The 22,039-nt window shown below is 71.5% G+C and carries 19 protein-coding genes; 8 read left to right on the top strand and 11 right to left on the bottom strand.

What is annotated here, in order from left to right:
- Positions 1-7 precede the first annotated feature (7 nt).
- Positions 8-1,267: an NAD(P)/FAD-dependent oxidoreductase gene (locus ACWCXX_RS01070; RefSeq protein ID WP_451122959.1), complete on the bottom strand. Its 1,260-nt coding sequence runs from the start codon at positions 1,265-1,267 to the stop codon at positions 8-10.
- Between the two features lie 376 nt (positions 1,268-1,643).
- Positions 1,644-2,963, bottom strand: coding sequence for a deoxyguanosinetriphosphate triphosphohydrolase (locus ACWCXX_RS01065; protein ID WP_451122957.1), 1,320 nt, complete (start codon positions 2,961-2,963; stop codon positions 1,644-1,646).
- A gap of 172 nt (positions 2,964-3,135) precedes the next feature.
- Between ACWCXX_RS01065 and ACWCXX_RS01060 the strand changes: the two genes are divergently transcribed.
- Positions 3,136-3,846: a SanA/YdcF family protein gene (locus ACWCXX_RS01060; protein WP_451123536.1), complete on the top strand. Its 711-nt coding sequence runs from the start codon at positions 3,136-3,138 to the stop codon at positions 3,844-3,846.
- A gap of 39 nt (positions 3,847-3,885) precedes the next feature.
- Here the strand turns inward: ACWCXX_RS01060 and cutA are convergent, their stop codons facing one another.
- Both cutA and ACWCXX_RS01050 read right to left on the bottom strand, forming a co-directional pair.
- Complete coding sequence (gene cutA, locus ACWCXX_RS01055; RefSeq protein ID WP_451122955.1) at positions 3,886-4,227, bottom strand: divalent-cation tolerance protein CutA; 342 nt, start codon at positions 4,225-4,227, stop codon at positions 3,886-3,888.
- 85 nt (positions 4,228-4,312) lie between these two features.
- Positions 4,313-4,927, bottom strand: coding sequence for an NADPH-dependent FMN reductase (locus ACWCXX_RS01050; protein WP_451122953.1), 615 nt, complete (start codon positions 4,925-4,927; stop codon positions 4,313-4,315).
- Between the two features lie 92 nt (positions 4,928-5,019).
- On the opposite strand from ACWCXX_RS01050, the gene ACWCXX_RS01045 reads away from it, so the two are divergent.
- The 3 genes from ACWCXX_RS01045 to ACWCXX_RS01035 all read left to right on the top strand — a co-directional run bounded on the left by ACWCXX_RS01045 (position 5,020) and on the right by ACWCXX_RS01035 (position 7,660).
- Positions 5,020-5,820, top strand: coding sequence for an aminotransferase class IV family protein (locus ACWCXX_RS01045; RefSeq protein WP_451122951.1), 801 nt, complete (start codon positions 5,020-5,022; stop codon positions 5,818-5,820).
- Positions 5,821-6,231: 411 nt separating this feature from the next.
- A complete protein-coding gene (locus tag ACWCXX_RS01040) occupies positions 6,232-6,936 on the top strand; it encodes a hypothetical protein (protein WP_451122949.1) in 705 nt (234 codons plus the stop codon).
- A 100-nt stretch (positions 6,937-7,036) separates the two neighbouring features.
- Positions 7,037-7,660 carry a class F sortase gene (locus tag ACWCXX_RS01035; RefSeq protein WP_451122947.1) on the top strand — a complete coding sequence of 208 codons (624 nt, stop codon included), beginning with the start codon at positions 7,037-7,039 and terminating at the stop codon, positions 7,658-7,660.
- Positions 7,661-7,736: 76 nt separating this feature from the next.
- Here ACWCXX_RS01035 and ACWCXX_RS01030 read toward each other — a convergent pair whose 3' ends face one another.
- Positions 7,737-8,525: a sulfite exporter TauE/SafE family protein gene (locus ACWCXX_RS01030; RefSeq protein WP_451122945.1), complete on the bottom strand. Its 789-nt coding sequence runs from the start codon at positions 8,523-8,525 to the stop codon at positions 7,737-7,739.
- 207 nt (positions 8,526-8,732) lie between these two features.
- Between ACWCXX_RS01030 and ACWCXX_RS01025 the strand changes: the two genes are divergently transcribed.
- Positions 8,733-9,662: an oxidoreductase gene (locus ACWCXX_RS01025; protein WP_451122943.1), complete on the top strand. Its 930-nt coding sequence runs from the start codon at positions 8,733-8,735 to the stop codon at positions 9,660-9,662.
- Positions 9,663-9,701: 39 nt separating this feature from the next.
- On the opposite strand, the gene ACWCXX_RS01020 is transcribed toward ACWCXX_RS01025, so the two are convergent.
- From ACWCXX_RS01020 to dusB, 4 genes are all read right to left on the bottom strand, one after another.
- Complete coding sequence (locus ACWCXX_RS01020) at positions 9,702-10,112, bottom strand: VOC family protein (protein WP_451122941.1); 411 nt, start codon at positions 10,110-10,112, stop codon at positions 9,702-9,704.
- Positions 10,113-10,369: 257 nt separating this feature from the next.
- Entirely contained in the window at positions 10,370-11,350 is a 981-nt protein-coding gene (locus ACWCXX_RS01015) for an ArsR/SmtB family transcription factor (protein ID WP_451122939.1), read from the bottom strand.
- A 504-nt stretch (positions 11,351-11,854) separates the two neighbouring features.
- Complete coding sequence (gene ppdK, locus ACWCXX_RS01010; RefSeq protein ID WP_451122937.1) at positions 11,855-14,608, bottom strand: pyruvate, phosphate dikinase; 2,754 nt, start codon at positions 14,606-14,608, stop codon at positions 11,855-11,857.
- Between the two features lie 695 nt (positions 14,609-15,303).
- A complete protein-coding gene (gene dusB / locus ACWCXX_RS01005; protein WP_451122935.1) occupies positions 15,304-16,488 on the bottom strand; it encodes a tRNA dihydrouridine synthase DusB in 1,185 nt (394 codons plus the stop codon).
- Between the two features lie 70 nt (positions 16,489-16,558).
- Between dusB and ACWCXX_RS01000 the strand changes: the two genes are divergently transcribed.
- Positions 16,559-18,043: an MFS transporter gene (locus ACWCXX_RS01000; protein ID WP_451122933.1), complete on the top strand. Its 1,485-nt coding sequence runs from the start codon at positions 16,559-16,561 to the stop codon at positions 18,041-18,043.
- Between the two features lie 141 nt (positions 18,044-18,184).
- On the opposite strand, the gene ACWCXX_RS00995 is transcribed toward ACWCXX_RS01000, so the two are convergent.
- Positions 18,185-18,436: a DUF6243 family protein gene (locus ACWCXX_RS00995; RefSeq protein WP_451122931.1), complete on the bottom strand. Its 252-nt coding sequence runs from the start codon at positions 18,434-18,436 to the stop codon at positions 18,185-18,187.
- Positions 18,437-18,672: 236 nt separating this feature from the next.
- Positions 18,673-20,055, bottom strand: a complete 1,383-nt coding sequence (locus ACWCXX_RS00990; protein WP_451122929.1) for a glycine--tRNA ligase — start codon at positions 20,053-20,055, stop codon at positions 18,673-18,675.
- Between the two features lie 203 nt (positions 20,056-20,258).
- Here ACWCXX_RS00990 and ACWCXX_RS00985 point away from each other — a divergent pair, with 203 nt between their 5' ends.
- Together ACWCXX_RS00985 and ACWCXX_RS00980 are read left to right on the top strand one after the other, a co-directional pair.
- Positions 20,259-21,218, top strand: coding sequence for a metal ABC transporter substrate-binding protein (locus ACWCXX_RS00985; protein WP_451122927.1), 960 nt, complete (start codon positions 20,259-20,261; stop codon positions 21,216-21,218).
- A gap of 38 nt (positions 21,219-21,256) precedes the next feature.
- Complete coding sequence (locus ACWCXX_RS00980) at positions 21,257-22,039, top strand: metal ABC transporter ATP-binding protein (protein ID WP_451122925.1); 783 nt, start codon at positions 21,257-21,259, stop codon at positions 22,037-22,039.

Genomic DNA, 22,039 nt, shown 5'->3' with positions numbered 1-22,039 from the left:
CCCCGGCTCAGCCCAGGGATTCCAGCGGTACCGACGGGTCCGCCAGCGCGTCCGGGTCGATCTGCCGGCCGGACCTGATCAGTGCCTGCACGGCCTCGGTGACGTCCCACACGTTGACGTTCATGCCGGCCAGCACCCGCTGGTCCTTCAGCCAGAAGGCGATGAACTCGCGCCTGCCCGCGTCGCCGCGGATGACCACCTGGTCGTAGCTGCCCGGCGGCGCCCAGCCGGAGTATTCGAGGCCGAGGTCGTACTGGTCGGAGAAGAAGTACGGCACCCGGTCGTAGCTCACCTCCTGGCCGAGCATGGCGCGGGCCGCGGCCGGGCCGGTGTTCAGCGCGTTCGCCCAGTGCTCCACGCGCAGCCGGGACCCGAGCAGCGGATGGGCCACGTTGGCGACGTCACCGGCCGCGAAGATGTGCGGGTCGCTGGTGCGCAGGGAGGCGTCCACGGCGATGCCGCCGCCCTCCGCGCGGGCGGCCATGGCGAGCCCGGCGGTCTCGGCGAGGGCGGTGCGGGGAGCGGCGCCGATCGCGGCGAGGACGTCGTGGGCGGGGTGCTCCTCGCCGTCGTCGGTGCGGACGGCGAGCACCAGGCCGTCCTGGCCGATGATCTCGGTGAGGCGGACGCCGAAGTGGAAGCGGACCCCGTGCTCGCTGTGCAGGTCGGTGAAGATCTGGCCGAGTTCGGGGCCGACGACCTGGTGCAGCGGGGTCGGTTCCGGTTCGACGACGGTGACCTCGGCGCCGTACCCGCGCGCCGCCGCCGCGACCTCCAGGCCGATCCAGCCGGCCCCCGCGATCACCAGGTGGCCGTTGTCGCGGCCGAGCGTGGCCAGGACGTTGCGCAGCCGGTCGGCGTGGGCGAGGCGGCGCAGGTGGTGGACGCCTGCCAGGTCCGTGCCCGGCACGGGGAGGCGGCGCGGTTCGGCCCCGGTGGCGAGCAGCAGCTTGTCGTAGTGGACGACGGTGCCGTCGCCTAGCTGTACGGAGCGGTCCGCCCGGTCGAGCGAGGTGACGGGCTGGCCCAGGTGCAGTTCGATCTCGGCGCCCGCGTACCAGGCGGTCTCGTGGACGAAGACGCTGCCGCGGTCCTCCTTGCCGGAGAGATAGCCCTTGGAGAGCGGAGGCCGTTCGTACGGATGGTCGCGTTCGTCGCCGAGGAGGATCACCCGGCCGCTGAAACCCTCCGCCCGGAGGGTCTCCGCCGCCTTCGCTCCGGCCAGTCCTCCGCCGACGATGACGAACGTCCGATGTGCGTCGACCACTTGGTGCCTCCTCGGTGCTTGCTTCACGGCGCCGCCAACTGCGAGCGTCCCGCACGCAGCGTGATGGCGAAAGAGGGTGTACCCCGATCAGGTCACCCCCCGTGGCCGGTCCCAGTCTGCGCCCGCGGCCCACGGCCCGTGGCGCGGCTCGCGGACGGGGTGCGAACGGGCCGGTTCCCGGTTGCCCGGCCGGGGCGACTGACTACTGTGGGAATCCGGCGCCGTCGGGGCGGTCCGGCAGGGCCTCGGGACGGCGCGGAGGACGCAATGCGCGGGGCGCATGTTACGCATCCACTTCACCAGCGAGGACCTGAACCGGCTGCGGACCGCGCCGGGCCCGGCGCGGCGGCCGGTGGGCCGGGCCTCCGGCGGCCGGTCAGCGGCGGGAGGTGAGCGAGGCGTGCAGGGAGCGCGCCGACGCGTCGGTGAGGGCGGCGATCTGGTCGACCAGGACCCGTTTGCGGGCGGCGTCGTCCCGGGCGGCGTCGAACAGCGCCCGGAACTGCGGCTCCAGCCCTTCCGGGGCGCGCGCGGTCAGTGCGGCGGCCAGCTCGGCGATGACGATCCGCTGGTCGGCGCGGATCGCCTCCTGCTCGGCGCGCTGCATGACGTACCGGTCGGCGACCGCCTTGAGGACCGCGCATTCGTTGCGGGTCTCGCGGGGGACGACGAGCTCGGCGGCGTACCGGCCGAGGCGGCCCGTGCCGTACGCCTGCCGGGTGGCGCTCTCGGCGGCGAGGCAGAACCGGCCGATCAGCTGGCTCGTGGCGTCCTTCAGCCGGGCCTGCGCGACGGCGGAGCCGTCGTAGCCGCGCGGCCACCAGTCCTGGGCGACGAGCCGGTCCAGGGCTTCGGCCAGCTCCTCGGGGTCGGTGTCCGCCGGGACGTAGCGGCCGACGGCGACCGTCCAGATCTCGTCGCGCTCGGGCTCGGCGCAGAGACGGTCGGGGTCGATGTGTCCGGCGTGCAGCCCGTCCTCGAAGTCGTGCACGGAGTACGCGACGTCGTCGGACCAGTCCATGACCTGGGCCTCGAAGCACTTGCGGTTCTCCGGCGCGCCCCTGCGGGCCCAGGCGAAGACCGGCAGGTCGTCCTCGTACACCCCGAATTTCGGTGAGCCGGGGTCGGTGGGGTGCGCGCCGCGCGGCCAGGGGTACTTGGTGGCGGCGTCCAGGGCGGCCCGGGTCAGGTTGAGGCCGACGCTGACCAGTTCACCGGTCCGGGTGTCGGGCACGAAGCGCTTGGGTTCGAGCCGGGTCAGCAGGCGCAGCGACTGGGCATTGCCCTCGAAGCCGCCGCAGTCCGACGCGAAGTCGTTGAGCGCCTGCTCGCCGTTGTGCCCGAACGGCGGGTGGCCCAGGTCGTGGGCGAGGCAGGCCGTCTCGACGAGGTCGGGGTCGCAGCCGAGCGCGGCGCCGAGTTCGCGGCCGACCTGGGCGCATTCGAGGGAGTGGGTGAGCCGGGTCCGCGGGCTGGCGTCCCAGGTGTGGCCGCGGGTGCCGGGGGTGACGACCTGGGTCTTCCCGGCGAGCCGGCGCAGTGCGGCGGAGTGCAGCACCCGGGCGCGGTCGCGCTGGAACGCGGTACGGCCCGGCCGCTTGTCCGGCTCGGTGTCCCAGCGTTCGGCGTCCGCCGCACTGTAGGGGGCCGTGCCGTGGTGGTCCTGCGTGCCGTGCGTGCCGTGCGTGCCGTCCATGGTTCCGACAGTAGACGGCCGGTCCGACGAGCGGGCTCAGGCGCGGGCACCGGGCGGACGCGCGGGCCCGCCCGAACCCGTCCGCCCGATTCGCAACCCTTTGGGTCCACTGATCGTCCGATCATGTGGGGGCGGCAGCCTCCGGTGCGGAAAAGAAGGGGCTCCCATGCGGATGAGGTTGCCGGGACGGCGGCTGCTCGGACGGTTGCGCCCGGGGCTGCCCCGGACGCGGCGCGGGCAGCGGCGGGCCGTGCAGGGGGTGATGCTCGCGTGCGTGGCCGCGCTGGCGCCCGCGACCTGGATGCACTGCGTCGCCGACGCCCGCGTCAGGACGGTCGCGGACGCGCCCGCGCAGCAGGTGGCCGTGGTGTTCGGGGCGGGGCTGTGGCAGGGCAGGCCGTCGCCGTACCTCGCGAACCGGCTGCGGACCGCCGCCGAGCTGTACCGGGACGGAAAGGTGAAGGTCGTGCTCGTGACCGGCGACAACAGCCGGAAGGAGTACGACGAGCCGGAGGCCATGCGCACCTATCTGAGGGAGCGGGGCGTTCCGGACGATCGGATCGTGAGCGACTTCGCCGGGTTCGACACCTGGGACTCGTGCGTACGGGCCAAGAAGATCTTCGGGGTCGACCGGGCGGTGCTGGTGAGCCAGGGGTTCCACATCCACCGGGCGATCGCGCTGTGCCGGACCGCCGGCATCGACGCGTACGGCGTCGGTGTCGACGCCGTGCACGACGCGACCTGGTACTACGGCGGGACGCGGGAGGTGTTCGCGGCGGGGAAGGCGGCGCTGGACGCCGTGTTCAAGCCCGATCCGCACTTCCTGGGGCCGCGCGAGCCCGGTGTCGGGAAGGCGCTGGCGCTGGCGGCGGACGAGGAGTAGCCCCCGCCCGCCGTGCCGCCCGCGCCGCCGGACCCGGTGTTACAGGGAGGTGACCGGGGCGGTCTCGGCCGAGACCCAGGCGAGGTAGCGGTCACTGCCCCGGAGGATCGGGATCGCGATGATCTCCGGGGTCTCGTAGTCGTGCGCCGCCCGGAGGTGGGCCTCCAGTTCGTCGTACCGCTCGGCCGTCGTCTTGCACAGCAGCTGCCACTCCCGCGCCGTCTCGACGGCACCCTGCCAGCGGTAGACCGAGGTGACGGGCGCGGAGATCTGCACGCACGCGGCAAGCCGCGCCTCCACCACGCCCCGGGCCAGGCCCCGGGCCTTCTCCTCGCTGTCCGTCGTGGTCAGTACGGTCAGCCAGGCCGGTGTCGTCGTCACCTTCGGCTCCTCGTGGGTCGGTTACGGGATGCCCTCGCTCCCTGCCCCGATTGTCGTACCCGCCCCGGCCCGGCGCCGCCCGCGGTCAGCGGCCGTACGGGCGCACGGCCTTGGCGTCGCGCAGCGCGTGCCCCCACCAGACCAGCTGGTCGAGCAGCACCTTGGCCGCCGCGTCGCAGCCCGCCGGGTCGCGGTGCCCGCCCTCGTCGTCGAACAGGGAGCCCGCGTTGTGGAAGGACACCGTCTCGCGGATGCCGACCGTGTGCAGCTCCGCGAAGACCTGCCGCAGGTGCTCGACGGCCCGCAGCCCGCCGGACACCCCGCCGTACGAGACGAACGCGACGGGCTTGGCCTGCCACTCGGCGCGGTGCCAGTCGATGAGGTTCTTCAGCGGGGCCGGGAAGGAGTGGTTGTACTCGGGGGTGACGACGACGAAGGCGTCGGCCGCCGCCAGTCGCGACGAGACGGCCGCGAGCCGGCTCCGCGCGGCGGCGTCGGGCCGGTGGGAGAGGGCGACCGGGAGGTCGATTTCCGCGACGTCGATCACATCGGTCTCGATGTCGGAGCGCTCCGCGGTGCGGGAGAGGAACCAGCCGGAGACGACGGGGGCGAACCGCCCCTCGCGGTTGCTGGCGACGATGACCGCGACCTTCAGGGGCGCGGCGGAAACGGTGGACACGGGTGCTGTGGTGGGTTCCATGCGGAGAGGCTCGTACGTCAACCATGGTTGAGGTCAAGCCCTGCCGGACAGGCCCCCCTTCGGCCGCCGCGGGCCGACCCTACGGTGGACCCATGACGACTTCCCCGCACCCGCCCTTCCCGTACGCCGAGTTCGACGGGCACCCGGCCACCGAGGAGGATCTGCGGATTCCGGCCTTCTCCGGCTACGGCCATTTCACCGCCATGCAGGTCAGGGACGGGAAGGTGCGCGGTCTCGCGCTGCATCTGGCCCGGCTGGACTCCGCGAACCGGGAGCTGTTCGAGCGCCCGCTGGACGGGGAGCGGGTCCGCGGGCTGGTCCGGCACGCGCTGGACGGCGCCGGGGTGCGGGACGCCTCCGTCCGGGTGCACGGCTTCCTGCCCCCGGACGACGCGGAGACCACCGTCATGGTGACGGTGCGCGAACCGGCGCGGAAGTCCACCGAACCGCACGCCCTGATGTCCGTCCCGTACGTCCGCACCGTGCCGCACATCAAGCGTCCCGGGGAGTTCGGCCAGATGTACTACGCGCGGCAGGCCGCACGCGCCGGTTTCGACGAGGCCCTGCTGACCGCGCCGGACGGCACGGTGGCGGAGGGGGCGATCACCAATGTCGGCTTCTGGGACGGCACTTCGGTGGTCTGGCCCGATGCCCCCTGTCTGCTCGGCACCACCATGGCGCTGCTGGAGCGGCAACTGCCCGCCGCGGGGCTGGAGTCCGTGCGGCGGCCGGTGACGCTGGACACGCTGCCCTCGTTCGGGGCGGCGTTCCTCACCAACTCGCAGGGCATCGCGCCGGTCCGGCGGATCGACGACACGGAGTTCGCGGTGGACGAGGAGCTGATGGCACGGATCGGGCGGGCGTACGACGCCGCGCCCGGGGACGTGATCTGACGCCGGGGGCGGTCCGGACCGCCGCGGAACGGTTCCGCCCGCCGGACCCGGGAACGGTTCCGCCCCCACCGGGTCCTGGGGGGACGAATCCGGTGGGGGCGGCGGCCGGGGGCGGCCGATGGACCGTCCCGTGGGGGGTGTGAGACGTGTGCCCGGCCCTCGCCCCCTCATGCGTGTGATGTGCGCCACTTTTTCCGGGGCGCCTTCACCCGTTCGGCGCCGGGCGGCGCGAGACCGCTCCCACCACCTTCGATTACCGCAGTGACCTGCGCGATCATATTCCGGCAAGGCTGCCGCGCCGGTCCGATCGGGTGAAAGCTGACTTGGTGTCAGCAGGCATGGGTGGCGGCCCGCCCGTTAGCTCGGAGCCAGGACACACCGACTCGCCCCCCATCGCCGGAGGAACCCCCCATGCGTCCTGTCCGCCCCGTGACCGGTGCCGCCGCTTCGGCGGTCACCATAGCCGCGCTCGGCCTCTTCGTCGCCGGGCCGACCGCGTACGCAGGTGACACCGAGGCACTGCGGACCGGCTCGGCGAACGCCGTGTCCCGGACCGTCGACAGGCCGATGGCGCAGCCCGCCGACGAAGAGGGCTCGGACGACGCCGTCGCCGGGCCGGGCGCGGACGCCCAGTTCGGGCTCGACGCGCTCTCCGGACTCGGCGTCCCCTCGCTGCTCGACTCCGCGGGCGGGCTCGACGCCCTCTCCGGACTCGGTCTGCCGGGCGGGCACGACAAGGCGTCCGGGGACGAGGAGGACGGGGGAGGCGGCGAAGAGAAGACGGACCAGGGAGGCAAGGGCGACAAGGGGGACGAGGAGTCGGGCGGGCGCGACAGCTCCTCGTCGTCCGGCCGTGAGAGCTGGAAGCCTTCCGGGGAGGAGGACCCGGCGAAGCACGACGGTTCCTCGTCCGGGCACGACAGCTCGTCCTCGGAGCACGAGGGCTCCTCGACCACGCCGACCGGCCCGACCGGGCACGTCAGAACAGGGGTCGGCGGCAGCGTCCGGTCCGACACCACCCAGATCGCGGCGGGCGCCGGCGTTCTCGCCGTGACCGCCGTCGGCGGAGCCTGGCTCCTGCGTCGCCGGGCGAGCGGCACGCAGGGAGCCTGCTGACGGAGCCGGATTCACGTCTCCGTACCGCCTGGTTTCCGTCCCGGTGGCCGCGCGCCACCGGGACGGGACCGTTCCCGTTTCCGTCACCCGGAGGACGACCGTGTCCCAGAAGGCCAAGGGCTGGCTGCTGGTCATCGCCGCGCTGGTCGGCGTCTGGCTGATCCGGAACGGCTCCGACACCCAGCTGGTCCCGCCCCGGCCGACCACCGCGCAGGGCTTCGCGAGCGGTCCGGAACTCCAGCCGGGCTCCCCGCTCGCCCAGCCGCTGAAGCCCTCGGAACCCGTACGCCTGCGCATCCCGAGCATCCGGGTCGACGCGCCGGTGATGCGGCTCGGGCTCGGCCCCGACGGCAGCCTCGACGTGCCGCCGGCCGGGAACCGCAATGTCGTCGGCTGGTACCGCGACGGCACTCCCCCGGGTTCCCTGGGCAGCGCCATCGTCGCCGGTCACGTCGACAACGCGCAGGGGCGGTCGGTCTTCTACGACCTGGGAGCCCTCCAGAAGGGCAGCACGGTCGAGGTGGTCCGCCGGGACGGGCGCACCGCCGTCTTCTCGCTCGACGCGACCGAGGTCTACGAGAACGACGCCTTCCCCGACGAGCGGGTGTACGGCGCCTCGCCCTACGCCTCGCTGCGGCTGATCACCTGCGGCGGCGGCTTCTCGGAGGAGACGGGGTACGAGGGCAACGTGGTGGCGTACGCGCATCTGACCGCCGTGCGCTGAGCCCCGCCGCCCGGCGTCCGGCAGGTGACCCTCCGGCCGGGCGGTCGCCCCCGGCCGGGGGCCGTCCGGCAGGTTCTCAGGCCGCCCACTGGTCGAACGCCAGCTTCGCGACCAGTGAGAACACCACGACCAGCAGCACCCCGCGGACGAACCCGCTGCCCCTGCTGAGCGCCATCCGCGCCCCGACGAGCCCGCCCGCCAGGTTGAACACCGCCATCAGCGCGGCCAGCTGCCACAGCACGCTGCCCTGGTACGCGAACATCGCCAGCGCGCCCGCGTTGGTGCAGACGTTGACGATCTTGGCGGTGGCGGAGGCGTTCACCAGGTCGAGGTGGAGCACCGCGGTCAGCGCCAGCACCAGGAAGGTGCCCGTGCCCGGCCCGAACAGCCCGTCGTAGAAGCCGATCCCGCCGCCGACCAGCACGATGGCGGCGACGGTGCGGGCACGGCCGGCCTCGCGCCGCGCGCCCTCGTCCACGGTGCTGCCGAACGAGGGCCGCAGCATCACGAACGCCGCGACGGCCAGCAGCACCACCATGATCACCGGACGGAGCACATCGCTGCTGATCCCGGCGGCGAAGAACGCGCCGGTCATCGACCCTGCCAGGGCCGCGAACCCGATCCGCAGGGCCGTCGCCACCTTGACCGGCGTCTTGCGCACATACGTCACGGCGGCCCCCGTGGTGCCGACGATGGCGACCGCCTTGTTCGTGCCCAGCACGTGCGCGGCGGGGACGTGCGGCAGGCCCAGGAGCAGCGCGGGCAGCAGAAGCAGTCCCCCGCCGCCCACCACCGCGTCGATCCAGCCGGCCGCGGCGGCGGCGAGGCAGAGGACGATCAAGGCGGTGAGCGTTATGTCGGGCATGCTCGCGACCTTAAGGACGCGATGCGTGCCCCGTCCAACCACTTCGGCCTGATGCCGGGAAAGTTGAGCCGGTTCTGAGGTTCCCGCACCCCGTGGCCCCGGCTCCCCCACCGGCAACGAATCCCCCACCGGCAACGACTCCGCCGCCGACGACGAACCCCGGAACGCACCGGTCCGGCCAAGACCCCGCCGCCGTACGCTTGGGCCATGAGCAAGGGCTGGAACGCGAGCGACATCCCGGACCCGAGCGGCCGCACGGCCGTGGTCACCGGAGCCAACAGCGGGATCGGTCTGTTCACCGCGCGGGAGCTGGCCCGGTGCGGCGCACGGGTGCTGCTCGCCTGCCGCGACGAGGCGCGTGGCAGGGCGGCCGAGTCCCGCATCCGGACGGCCGTGACCGGCGCGGACGTGGAGTTCGTACCGCTCGACCTGGCCGATCTGGCGTCCGTGCGCGAGTTCGCCGCGAACCGCGTGCCCGAGCGGATCGATCTGCTGATCAACAACGCGGGCGTGATGGCCCTCCCGTACGGGAGGACGGCCGACGGCTTCGAGCGGCAGTTCGGTGTCAACCACCTCGGGCACTTCGCCCTGACCGGGCTGTTGTTCCCGAGGCTCGTCGATACGCCCGGAGCGCGGGTGGTGAGCGTCTCCAGCGGGCTGCACGCCCTGTCGAACATCGACATGGGGGATCTCAACAGCGAGCGGGACTACCGGCGTTGGATCGCGTACGCCCGCTCGAAGACGGCCAATCTGCTCTTCGTGCACGAGCTGGCCCGGCGGCTCGCGAGGGCCGGCTCGGGTCTGGTGGCAGCCGCCGCGCACCCGGGATACGCGTCGACCAATCTGCAGACCGCCGCCGCCCGGATGGAGAACCGCAGGGTGGCAGAGCGGGTGTTCGGGTTCGGCAACCGGCTCATCGCCCAGCCCGCATCCATGGGTGCGCTGCCCACGCTCTACGCGGCCACCGCGCCCGACGTGTCCCCCGATTCGTTCACCGGGCCGGGCCTGTTGGGCTGGCGCGGTGCGCCGGCTCCGTCCCGGCGGGCGGCCTGGACGCTGGACGATGTGGCGAGCGAGCGGCTCTGGGTGGCGTCGGAGCAGCTCACGGGGGTGACGTATCCGGGGCTCGACTCCTGAGACCCGGCCCCGCCGTCCGTGGTTCGCGGTCCGTGGTTCTCAGCACTGCCTGCCGATGGCGGCCGGGTCCATCCACACGACCTCCCAGATGTGGTGGTTCGGGTCCTGGAAGGAACGGCCGTACATGTGGCCGTGGTCCATCGTCTCGTTGGCGGGCGATCCGCCGGAGGCGAGGGCGGTGTCGACCAGCTCGTCCACCTTCTCCCTGCTGTCGGCGCTCAGGGCGAGGATCACCTCGGTGGACTTCGAGGCGTCGGCGATCTCCTTCTTGGTGAACTCCTTGAAGCGCGGCTCGGAGAGGAGCATCGCGAAGATGGTGTCGCTGATGACGAGGCACGCGGCGTGCTCGTCGCTGAACTGCGGGTTGCACGAGAAGCCCAGCTTGCCGAAGAAGGACTTGGTCGCTTCGAGGTCCTTGACCGGCAGGTTGACGAAGATCATCTGAGGCATGGCCGCTTCGCTCTCCACTCTTGCCCGAACCCTGTTGTTCGAGCGTGTACGACAGGTAGACGGCCGGGCTCCCCGGAACTCATCGCCGTCGGCGAAGAAAATCCGCAGGAGATTTTTCGCCACCTGCCACCTGCCACCTGCCACCCGCGCGCCCGCCGGCCCCCCGCGCGCCCGCCGGCCCCCCGCGCGCCCGCCGGCCCCCCGCGCGCCCGTCGGCCCCTCCCGCCCCTCCCGTCGGCCCCGCGCGCCCCTGGGCGTCAGGACATCGCGAGCGGGGCGCCGCCCCGGAGCAGTGATCCGCCCAGCGGGGTCAGCGTGTGCAGGACCGAGCCGCCGTGCCGCAGGGTGTGGATCAGGCCCGCCTCGCGCAGTACACAGGCGTGCTGGCTCGCCGAGGCGAGGGAGACCCCGGCGCGCAGGGCGAGTTCGCTGGTCGTGCAGCCGTTGCCGATGGCGTTCAGGACGGTGGAGCGGGTGTTGCCGAGAAGCCGGCCGAGCCAGGGGCCCGGTTCGGGTTCGGCGAAGACCGGGGCGCGGGAGTGGGTGACGGGGTAGACGAGGACCGGCGGGAGCCGCGGGTCGCGGTAGACGACCGGGGTGACGCGGCAGAAGTAGGACGGCTGGAGCAGCAGCCCCCGTCCGTCCGGGCGGATCTCCCGGTCCACCGGGTAGTCCGCCTCCAGCACCGGGGCCCGCCAGCGGATCATCGGCGGCAGGGAGGCGAGCAGTTCGTGCGCGCCGCCGTCCAGGAGCGCGCGGCCGCGTATGGCACGGTCGGCCTCGACGCTGGCCCGGATGTGCGGCCAGTAGGGCTCGATCGCGGCGCGGTGGTAGTCGCGCAGGGCGCGGGCGAGCCGGCCGAGCTGTGCGTCGTCGCCGCCCGGACAGCGGGCCGCATCACGGCGTTCGGCGGACAGCAGGGCGAGTTCGGCGCGGACGCGGGCGGGCGGCGTACCGCGCAGGGCCTCCATTCCGGCGTCGATGCCGTAGGGCTCGCCGCCTTCCTGAGAAGGCGTCAGGAAATCCGGGAAATAGCCGCGCGGTGGAATCACGGCGGCCAGCAGGCGTACTTCACCATTCAACCGAGGCCGGGTTTCCTTGCGCCATTTCCCGAACACCGCGGAACCGCGCCGGTCCCGCAACCGGTGAAAACTCAGAATGGTTTCCCACAGCGCATCCGGCCGGGTGGCCATCCGCACCTTGGAAAGGTCCACTCCGGACAAATGGATACGCAGCACCGGACCCCCACCTGTTGCACCTGCAATTACCCCCCACCCAAGGGTATGCGACCCGTAACAGCACGTCACCACGAGGTTTCGGCCACAGGTGAAACGCCTCGCCCAGGAGGCATGTCACCCGAAAAGCTGTACGACGTCGGGTGCGTATCCGGAGCCACCGGAAGAGCGAGTGAAGGCCGTGGGGGGTTTTGCTCGTTCGGCGGCGGTGCGCGACGGTGCGGCTCCGTACCCGACGGGGGTAACCCGGGTGCGGTCCATGGGTGGGGACCCATGGACCGCATCCCGGCCCCTTCCCGCCAACGTCTTTGCGTATTGAACGAACCCTGCGAATGGTCGAAGAAAAGACCGGCCGTCGAACAGACATTGCCACGGAACAACCGGAACAAAGCGAGGCGGCGACACCCCCGCACAGGGTGTCGCCGCCTCCGGCGTTCCGGGACCGCCGCCGGACCGGTGAGGGCGGTGCTCCGGCGGCGGACCCGGGTCAGGGACCGCGGTGTCGGGTCAGCGGCTGTCGCTGCCCTGCGATTCCGCCGCCGCCCGGCCCGCTTCGAGGCGGGCGACGGGAATGCGGAACGGGGAGCAGGACACGTAGTCCAGACCCACCTCGTGGAAGAAGTGCACCGACTCCGGGTCGCCGCCGTGCTCGCCGCAGATGCCGAGCTTCAGGTCCGGGCGGGTGGCCCGGCCGGCCGCGACGGCGCTGCGGACCAGCGATCCGACGCCGTCCTTGTCGATCGTCTCGAACGGCGACACCCCGAAGATGCCCTTCTCCAGGTACGCGGTGAAGAACGAGGCCTCCACGTCGTCGCGGGAGAAGCCCCACACCGTCTGGGTCAGGTCGTTCGTGCCGAAGGAGAAGAACTGCGCGGCCTCGGCGATCTGACCGGCGGTCAGCGCGGCGCGCGGCAGCTCGATCATCGTGCCGATGGTGAGCTTCAGCCGGGTGCCGGTGGCGGCCTCGACCTCGGCGATGACCCGGTCGGCCTCCTCGCGGACGATCTCCAGCTCCTGGACCGTGCCGACGAGCGGGATCATGATCTCGGCGCGCGGGTCGCCCTTGGCGTTCTTCCGCTCGGCCGCGGCCTCGGCGATCGCCCGTACCTGCATGGCGAACAGGCCCGGGATGACGAGACCGAGGCGCACGCCGCGCAGACCCAGCATCGGGTTCTGCTCGTGCAGCTTGTGCACGGCCTGGAGCAGGCGCAGGTCGTTCTCGTTGGCGTCCTTGCGGGACTCGGCGAGCGCGACGCGCACCGAGAGCTCCGTGATGTCCGGCAGGAACTCGTGCAGCGGCGGGTCGAGCAGCCGCACGGTGACGGGCAGCCCGTCCATCGCCTCGAACAGCTCGATGAAGTCGGCCTTCTGGAGCGGCAGCAGCTCGCCCAGCGCCGCCTCGCGCTCGGCGTCGGTGTCCGCGAGGATCAGCTTCTCGACCAGCCCGCGGCGCTCGCCGAGGAACATGTGCTCGGTGCGGCACAGGCCGATGCCCTGGGCGCCGAAGCGGCGGGCCCGCAGCGCGTCCTCGGCGTTGTCGGCGTTGGCCCGCACCCGCAGCCGGCGCACCCGGTCCGCGTACGCCATGATCCGGTGCACGGCGGCGACCAGTTCGTCGGCGTCGTCGGCGCCCGCGTGCATCCGGCCCTCGAAGTACTCGACGACCGGGGACGGCACGACGGGGACCTCACCGAGGTACACCTTGCCGGTGGAGCCGTCGATGGAGACGAGGTCGCCCTCCTCGATGACCCGGCCGCCCACCGTCATCCGGCGGCGCTTGGTGTCGACCTCCAGGTCCTCGGCGCCGCAGACGCAGGTCTTGCCCATGCCGCGCGCCACGACGGCGGCGTGCGAGGTCTTGCCGCCGCGCGAGGTCAGGATGCCCTCGGCCGCGATCATGCCGTCGAGGTCGTCCGGGTTGGTCTCGCGGCGGATGAGGATGACCTTCTCGCCGGAGCGGGACCACTTCACCGCGGTGTACGAGTCGAAGACGGCCTTGCCGACGGCGGCGCCCGGCGAGGCGGCGATGCCCCGGCCCAGCAGCTCGGGCCCCTTCCCGCCGATGGCTCCCTCGTCGTCGAAGCGCGGGAACATCAGCTGGGCCAGCTGTGCCCCGTTGACCCGCTGGAGCGCCTCCGCCTCGTCGATCAGGCCCTGGTCGACGAGCTGGGTGGCGATCCGGAAGGCGGCACCGGCGGTGCGCTTGCCGACCCGGGTCTGGAGCATCCACAGCCGGCCGCGCTCGATGGTGAACTCGATGTCGCACAGGTCCTTGTAGTGCGTTTCGAGGGTCTCCATGATCTGCATCAGCTGGTCGTACGACTTCTTGTCGATCGACTCCAGCTCGGCGAGCGGCATGGTGTTGCGGATGCCTGCGACGACGTCCTCGCCCTGGGCGTTCTGCAGGTAGTCGCCGTAGACGCCCTGGTGGCCGCTGGCCGGGTCACGGGTGAAGGCGACACCGGTGCCGGAGTCGGGGCCGAGGTTGCCGAAGACCATCGAGCAGACGTTGACGGCGGTGCCGAGGTCGCCGGGGATGCGCTCCTGACGGCGGTAGAGCTTGGCCCGGTCGGTGTTCCACGAGTCGAAGACCGCCTTTATGGCCAGGTCCATCTGCTCGCGCGGGTCCTGCGGGAAGTCGCGCCCGGCGTCCCGCACGACGATCTTCTTGAACTGCTCGACCAGCTTCTTCAGGTCGGCCGCGTCCAGATCGACGTCGACCGTGACGCCCTTGGCCTCCTTCGCCGCCTCCAGCGCCTCCTCGAAGAGGTCGCCGTCGACGCCGAGGACGGTCTTGCCGAACATCTGGATGAGGCGGCGGTAGGAGTCCCAGGCGAACCGCTCGTCGCCCGCCTGCGCGGCGAGACCGGCCACGGACTCGTCCGAGAGGCCGATGTTGAGGACCGTGTCCATCATGCCGGGCATCGAGAACTTCGCGCCGGAGCGGACCGAGACCAGCAGCGGGTCGTCCGCCTGGCCGAGCTTCTTGCCCATCCGCGTCTCGAGGGCGTCGAGGTGCGCGCTGACCTCGTCGCGCAGCTCCGCCGGTTCCGCGCCGCTCTCCAGGTAGACCTTGCAGGCCTCGGTGGTGATGGTGAAGCCCGGAGGGACGGGGAGACCGAGGTTGGTCATCTCGGCGAGGTTCGCGCCCTTGCCGCCGAGGAGATCCTTCAGATCCTTGTTGCCCTCGGTGAAGTCGTAGACGAACTTCTGGCCCTGGGTCTCCGGGGTGGTTACCTGGGGATCTTTGTTTTCCGACACGGGTCTCGACTCCTCGAGGACGCGGTGGCTGCCCTGACGGCGAGGAACATACCCAGATCGAAGGTGTCTGGGTACGTCCACTTGCGCGTCACGAGGCCTCAACCACCCGTCCGCCAGCAGATCGAAAGTGACGCGATCTTCCGTCCGATCGGCGTCATTCATTCAACTCCTGAACACATAAACACTCGACGCCATCGGATTCCACCATTTCGGTGACGCTGCGCAAGGGAAGCGTCGATCGATCAAAGTGGAGCCCCATGGCACCCAGTGCCATCATTTGAGAAATGCAGCTCTCAAAATTGCGCTCATTTGAGCGACGCGGCTCTCAGGGTGGCGAGAATCACTCTACGAGCGATGCTCAGATGTCACCATCCGGACGCCCGGTCGACGAGCCGATGTCACGTAATGATCATCAGGGGCAGCCGAGCGTGAGCGAAATCGGGGCGCACCGCCCGCCTCCGATGGGTTCGAGGCGCGTTCCGACCGAACCGTCGCCGATTCCGGCCGGATAAAGCGCTCAGATGAGCAGGACAAAAGAAGAGGCACGCGGTGCCCATGGCGCCGCGTGCCCCTGAGGGTCGGAGCAAGACCCGGGAAGGCCGGGGGAAAGCCGGAGGAAGAACCGAGGAGCGCCGAAGGAAGGAGCGAGGAGCATCCCGGCCCGGAACCGTCCGGAACCGGCCGGGGGGCCGTCCTCAGCCGCCCGAGGTGTCCAGCTCCGCGTCCGGGCTGACGCCCGCGCAGTCGTACGGGTCCTTCAGCCAGCCGTCCGGCAGCACCACGCGGTTGTTGCCCGAGGTGCGCCCGCGCGGCCCGTCCGCGCCGTCCGGCCACGGCTGGTCCAGGTCCAGCTCCTGCAGCTGCCCGGCCAGCTCCTCCAGCGACGAGGTGACCGCGAGCTTCTTGCGCATCTCGGAACCGACCGAGAACCCCTTGAGGTACCAGGCGACGTGCTTGCGGAAGTCGATCACGCCCCGCGCCTCGTCACCGATCCATTCGCCGAGCAGCGTCGCGTGGCGCAGCATGACGTCGGCGACCTCGCGCAGCCCCGGCGCCGCGGCGGTGCGGGGCGCGTCCGGGCCGGATGGCGCCGCACCCGCCCCCGCACCCTCGAACGCCCGCACCAGGTCGCCGAAGAGCCAGGGCCGGCCCAGGCAGCCGCGCCCCACGACCACGCCGTCGCAGCCGGTCTCGCGCATCATCCGCAGCGCGTCGTCCGCGCACCAGATGTCGCCGTTGCCGAGGACGGGGATCTCCGGGACATGCTCCTTGAGCCGGGCGATGGCGTCCCAGTCGGCGGTTCCGCCGTAGTGCTGGGCGGCCGTCCTGCCGTGCAGGGCGACGGCCGTGACGCCCTCCTCGACCGCGATCCGGCCCGCGTCCAGGTAGGTGATGTGGTCGTCGTCGATGCCCTTGCGCATCTTGATGGTGACCGGCAGGTCGCCCGCGTTGGAGACCGCCTGGTTGAGGATCGCGCGCAGCAGCGGCCGCTTGTACGGGAGGGCCGAGCCACCGCCCTTGCGGGTCACCTTGGGGACCGGGCAGCCGAAGTTCAGGTCGATGTGGTCGGCGAGGTCCTCGTCGACGATCATCCGAACGGCCTTGCCGACGGTGACCGGGTCCACTCCGTACAGCTGGATCGAGCGCGGGGTCTCGCTCGCGTCGAAGTGGATGAGCTGCATGGTCTTCTCGTTGCGCTCGACCAGCGCCCGCGTGGTGATCATCTCGCTGACGAACAGCCCCTTGCCGCCGGAGAACTCCCGGCACAGGGTGCGGAAGGGGGCGTTGGTGATGCCGGCCATGGGGGCCAGCACCACGGGCGGCTGCACCGTGTGCGGGCCGATCCGGAGCAGCGGGAGCGAGGGGGCGAGCGTGGTCATTGCTCCATTGTCGCGTACCGGGCGGCGCAGCCCACCGGCGGAGTTCGTTAGTTAAACGTACTATCCATGTATGCCTGAGCTGAGCCCCCGCCGACGGCAGTTGGTGCTGGCGATCTGCTGTATGAGCCTGCTGATCGTCAGCCTCGACAACACCGTGCTCAATGTCGCCCTGCCCGCCATGCAGAAGGAGCTGCACGCCACCGTCGCGGGCATGCAGTGGACGATCGACGCCTACACCCTCGTCCTGGCCTCGCTGCTGATGCTCGCGGGCTCCACCGCCGACCGGATCGGACGCCGGAAGGTCTTCCAGGCCGGGCTCGTCCTGTTCACCCTCGGCTCGCTGCTCTGCTCGCTGGCGCCGAACCTGGAGTCGCTGGTGGCGTTCCGGATGGTGCAGGCGGTGGGCGGTTCGATGCTCAACCCCGTCGCGATGTCGATCATCACCAACACCTTCACCGACCCGCGCGAACGGGCCCGTGCCATCGGGGTGTGGGGCGGTGTCGTCGGCATCTCCATGGCCGCGGGGCCGCTGGTCGGCGGTCTGCTGGTGGACTCGGTCGGCTGGCGGTCGATCTTCTGGGTCAATCTGCCGGTCGGGATCGCCGCGTTCCTGCTCACCTGGCGGTACGTCCCCGAGTCCCGTGCCCCGAAGCCGCGTCGCCCCGACCCGGTGGGGCAGCTGCTGGTGATCGGGCTGCTCGGCTCGCTGACGTACGCGATCATCGAGGCGCCCTCGGCGGGCTGGTCCTCGGCCCGCATCCCGGTCTTCGCCGCGCTCGCCGCGTGCTCACTCGTCGGACTGCTGCTGTACGAGCCCCGGCGTGCCGAACCCCTTATCGACCTGCGGTTCTTCCACAGCGCCCCGTTCAGCGGCGCCACCGCCATCGCGATCTGCTCCTTCGCCGCGCTGAGCGGGTTCCTCTTCCTCAACACCCTGTACCTGCAGAACGTGCGCGGGCTGAGCGCCCTGCACGCCGGTCTGTACATGCTGCCGATGGCGGCCCTCACCTTCGTCTGCGCGCCGCTCTCGGGGCGGCTCGTCGGCAACCGCGGGCCCCGGCTGCCGCTGCTCGTGGCGGGCGTGACCATGACGGCGTGCGGGGTGCTGTTCGCCGCGTTCGGTGCGGAGGCGGACGAGGTGCTGCTGTTCACCGGCTATGTGCTGTTCGGTCTCGGCTTCGGCATGGTGAACGCGCCGATCACCAATACGGCCGTCTCCGGGATGCCGCGCGCGCAGGCCGGGGTGGCCGCCGCGGTCGCCTCGACCAGCCGGCAGATCGGCGGGACGCTCGGGGTCGCCGTGATCGGTGCGGTGCTGGCGGCGGGGGTGGCGGGCACCGGATCGCCGCGCGGCGCCGCTTACGCAGCCGCCTTCGTGGACGCGAGCAGGCCCGCCTGGTGGATCATCGGCGGGTGCGGGCTGTGCGTGCTGCTGGTCGGGGCGCTGACCAGCGGGCGCTGGGCGCGGGAGACGGCGCGCCGGACCGCGGAGCTGCTGGAGGAGCCGAAGTCCTCCCCGGCCGGGGACCAGACTTCGGCGGGCTCCCGGTCCTGAAGGCGCCGCAGCCGCCGCGCGGTCTCCTCGGCGGCGGGGCGACCGGGTCCGGGGCACAGAGGCACGGGACAGTGGGCAAAGGGCGTGGGCCCGGATCATCGGGTGATCCGGGCCCACGGTCGTACGGGTGGTGCGGAGGCGTCAGCTCTGGTCCGGCGCGTCCTGGGCGGGGGCGTCGGACGGTGCAGAGGCGTCCGCCGCGTTCGGCTCCGGCTGTGCGGAGGCCGTGCCCGACTGTGCACGCTCGCGCATCTTGCGCAGCAGCTCCTGCTTCTGGTCGGCCGCCGTCCTGCGGTCGGTGACGCGGGCGGGACCCACGCCCTGCTGGTCGGCGCGGGACAGCTTCTTGCGCTGTCCGCCCACGCCGAGGAGGTTGTTGCGGCTCTTGGCCACGGCGTTCTCCCGTTCATGGTGCGAAGTGAGGTCTGGAACGACCTGGATTCAGTCCGGTGGGCGGCGGGCGGTCGGGCCCGCCGCGCTCTCACTCGTAGATCTGGAAGAACGAAGACATGGCCGCACCGTACCCCGGCCCCCCGCACCGTCGCACCCGCTTTTCGTCCGACCGGCCGCAGGCGCGGCGAAGCCCCGGCTCCGTGCGGGAACCGGGGCTTCGTCCGTGGCGCGGTGGGTCAGCAGCCGATCAGCCGGGCGGCGAGGTACGCCTGGACCTGGGCCAGGGAGACGCGCTCCTGCTTCATGGTGTCGCGCTCGCGCACGGTCACCGCGTTGTCGTCGAGGGTGTCGAAGTCGACGGTGACGCAGAACGGGGTGCCGATCTCGTCCTGGCGACGGTAGCGGCGGCCGATGGCGCCCGCGTCGTCGAACTCGATGTTCCAGTTCTTCCTCAGGTCGGCCGCCAGGCCCTTGGCCTTCGGCGACAGCTGCGGGTTGCGCGACAGCGGCAGGACGGCGACCTTGACCGGCGCCAGGCGCGGGTCGAGACGCATCACGGTGCGCTTCTCCATGACGCCCTTGGCGTTGGGCGCCTCGTCCTCGATGTAGGCGTCGAGGAGGAAGGCGAGCATCGCGCGTCCGACCCCGGCCGCGGGCTCGATGACGTACGGGGTCCAGCGCTCGCCGGCCTCCTGGTCGAAGAAGACCAGGTCGGTGCCCGAGGCCTTGGAGTGCGCCTTGAGGTCGTAGTCCGTGCGGTTGGCGACGCCCTCCAGCTCACCCCACTCGCTGCCGCCGAAGCGGAAGCGGTACTCGATGTCGGCGGTGCGCTTGGAGTAGTGGGAGAGCTTCTCCGCCGGGTGCTCGTACCAGCGCATGTTCTCCTCGCGCAGGCCGAGGTCCGTGTACCAGTTCCAGCGCTGGTCCATCCAGTACTGCTGCCACTCCTCGTCCTCGCCCGGCTTGACGAAGAACTCCATCTCCATCTGCTCGAACTCGCGGGTGCGGAAGATGAAGTTGCCCGGCGTGATCTCGTTCCGGAAGGACTTGCCCATCTGGGCGATGCCGAACGGCGGCTTCTTGCGCGAGGTCTGCTGCACCTGGCCGAAGTTGGTGAAGATGCCCTGCGCGGTCTCGGGGCGCAGATAGGCGACCGAGCCGGAGTCCTGGGTCGGGCCGAGGTGGGTGGAGAGCAGGCCCGAGAACTGCTTGGGCTCGGTGAAGGTGCCCTTGTTGCCGCAGTTGGGGCAGTTGAGCTCGGCCAGGCCGTTCGCGGGCACGTGGCCGTGCTTCTCCTCGTACGCCTCCTCCAGGTGGTCGGCGCGGAAGCGCTTGTGGCAGGAGGTGCACTCGGTCAGCGGGTCGGTGAAGGTGGCGACGTGACCGGAGGCCACCCACACCTCGGGGGCCAGGATGACCGACGAGTCGATGCCGACCACGTCCTCGCGCGCGGTGACCATGTAGCGCCACCACTGACGCTTGAGGTTCTCCTTCATCTCGACACCCAGCGGCCCGTAGTCCCAGGCGGCCCTCTGGCCACCGTAGATCTCACTGCAGGGGTAGACGAAGCCACGGCGCTTGCTCAGGCTGACGATGGAGTCGATCTTGTCGGCGGCCACGGTGCTCTCTTCATTACAACGACGAAACGGACAGGGATGCCGCGAAGCGCCCCGGTCGGGGAGATCGGGAGGCGAGGGGGCGAATACCTCAGATTACCGGCGGGCGCGCCCCTCCGATCAAATCGGTACCGGCGCGGTCGGCGGCGCAGTCATCTCATCGGGCTTGTTGACAATCGTTTCCAACTTTGTTGAAAATGACTGTCATGAACGTAAGCCGCCTCATACCCACCGCCGCCGTCGCCGGAGCGGTCGTCCTCGGTCTCACGGCCCTCACCGCCTGCTCCTCATCGGACGCCGCGGACCACAAGAACGGCGACAAGCTGGACGTAGTGGCCTCGTTCTACCCGATGCAGTTCCTGGCCGAGCGAATAGGTGGCGAGCACGTCTCCGTCACCACGCTGACCAAGCCGGGCGTCGAGCCGCACGACCTGGAGCTCAGCCCGCGGCAGATCGGCGGACTCACCGACGCCGACTGCATCCTGTACCTCAAGGGCATCCAGCCCGCCGTGGACGACGCCATCGAGCAGTCCGGGGCGAAGGACGCCGTCGACGCCGCGAAGCTCACCACGCTGGAGAAGCACGGCACCGAGGCCGGCGCCGACGAGCACGACGAACACGGCCACGAGCACGGCGACGAGACCGGTTCCGACCCCCACGTCTGGCTGGACCCGGTGAAGTACGCCGAGGTCGCCAAGGGCGTCGGCAAGTCGCTGGAGAAGGCCGACCCGGACCACGCCGCGGACTACCGCAAGAACACGCAGGCCCTGGTCACCGAGCTCGACGGCCTGAACACGGCGTACGAGGACGGGCTGCGGAACACCGCCACCAAGACCTTCGTCACCACCCACTCCGCCTTCGGCTACCTCGCCGAGCGCTACGGCCTGGTCCAGGAGGGCATCGCCGGCGTCGACCCCGAGGCCGAGCCCAGCCCCGCCCGGATCGGCGAGATCCACGCCATCGCGAAGAAGGACGGGGCCACCACCGTGTTCTTCGAGACGCTCGCCAGCGACAGGACCGCGAAGACCCTCGCCCGGGACACCGGTCTGAAGACCGACGTCCTGGACCCGCTCGAAGGAATCACGGACAAGTCCAAGGGCGCCGACTACATCGAGGTCATGCGGTCCAACCTCGCGGCCCTGCAGAAGGCGCTCGGCGCGAAGTGACCCCCGTAACCCCCGCCACAGCAGCATCGGAGGCGCTCATGCCCGAAACCGGGAGCCCCACGACCGAACCCGTGATGGCCCTGCGGGGCGCCACGGCCACGCTCGGCGCCCGCCCGGTGCTGCGCGGCATCGACCTGACCGTCCACCGCGGCGAGGTCGTCGCCCTGCTCGGCGCCAACGGCTCGGGCAAGTCCACCGCCGTGCGCTCCGCCATCGGCCAGGTCCCGCTCACCGGCGGCTCCGTCGAGCTGTTCGGCACCCCGCTGCGCCGCTTCCGCTCCTGGGCGCGCGTGGGCTACGTGCCCCAGCGCACCACGGCGGCCGGCGGCGTCCCCGCCACGGTCCACGAGGTCGTCTCCTCCGGACGGCTGTCCCGGGCGAGGCTGGGCCTGCTCCGCAAGGCCGACCGGGCCGCCGTCGACCGGGCCATCGAGCTCGTCGGCCTCGCCGACCGGGCCGGGGACTCGGTGGGCGCGCTCTCCGGCGGACAGCACCAGCGGGTGCTGATCGCCCGCGCGCTGGCCGCCGAACCGGAACTGCTGATCATGGACGAACCGATGGCCGGCGTCGACCTGGCCAGCCAGGAGATCCTCGCCTCGACCCTGCGCGAACAGGTCGCGGCCGGCGCCACCGTCCTGCTCGTGCTGCACGAGCTGGGCCCGCTGGAGCCGCTGATCGACCGCGCGATCGTGCTGCGCGACGGCTGTGTGATGCACGACGGGCCGCCCCCGAAGGCGCTGGGCCAGCACGCCCTGCCCGGCCACGACCACGTACACCCGCACGCCGCCTCCGAGCCCCTCCGGACGGGACTGCTGAGCTGA

The sequence above is a fragment of the Streptomyces sp. NPDC001732 genome (genome assembly GCF_053596315.1).
Note: the sequence above shows the minus strand (reverse complement) of the source record. Positions and strands in the feature narration are given on the sequence as shown.

Bases quoted from the DNA above. Each gene is read 5' to 3' on its own strand.
- ACWCXX_RS01050 (WP_451122953.1), bottom strand. From the start codon at position 4,927: ATGGAACCCACCACAGCACCCGTGTCCACCGTTTCCGCCGCGCCCCTG.
- ACWCXX_RS01025 (WP_451122943.1), top strand. From the start codon at position 8,733: ATGAGCAAGGGCTGGAACGCGAGCGACATCCCGGACCCGAGCGGCCGC.
- ACWCXX_RS01060 (WP_451123536.1), top strand. From the start codon at position 3,136: ATGAGGTTGCCGGGACGGCGGCTGCTCGGACGGTTGCGCCCGGGGCTG.
- ACWCXX_RS01040 (WP_451122949.1), top strand. From the start codon at position 6,232: ATGCGTCCTGTCCGCCCCGTGACCGGTGCCGCCGCTTCGGCGGTCACC.
- ACWCXX_RS00980 (WP_451122925.1), top strand. From the start codon at position 21,257: ATGCCCGAAACCGGGAGCCCCACGACCGAACCCGTGATGGCCCTGCGG.
- ACWCXX_RS01020 (WP_451122941.1), bottom strand. From the start codon at position 10,112: ATGCCTCAGATGATCTTCGTCAACCTGCCGGTCAAGGACCTCGAAGCG.
- ACWCXX_RS01045 (WP_451122951.1), top strand. From the start codon at position 5,020: ATGACGACTTCCCCGCACCCGCCCTTCCCGTACGCCGAGTTCGACGGG.
- ACWCXX_RS01000 (WP_451122933.1), top strand. From the start codon at position 16,559: ATGCCTGAGCTGAGCCCCCGCCGACGGCAGTTGGTGCTGGCGATCTGC.
- dusB (WP_451122935.1), bottom strand. From the start codon at position 16,488: ATGACCACGCTCGCCCCCTCGCTCCCGCTGCTCCGGATCGGCCCGCAC.
- ACWCXX_RS01030 (WP_451122945.1), bottom strand. From the start codon at position 8,525: ATGCCCGACATAACGCTCACCGCCTTGATCGTCCTCTGCCTCGCCGCC.
- ACWCXX_RS00985 (WP_451122927.1), top strand. From the start codon at position 20,259: ATGAACGTAAGCCGCCTCATACCCACCGCCGCCGTCGCCGGAGCGGTC.
- ACWCXX_RS01065 (WP_451122957.1), bottom strand. From the start codon at position 2,963: ATGGACGGCACGCACGGCACGCACGGCACGCAGGACCACCACGGCACG.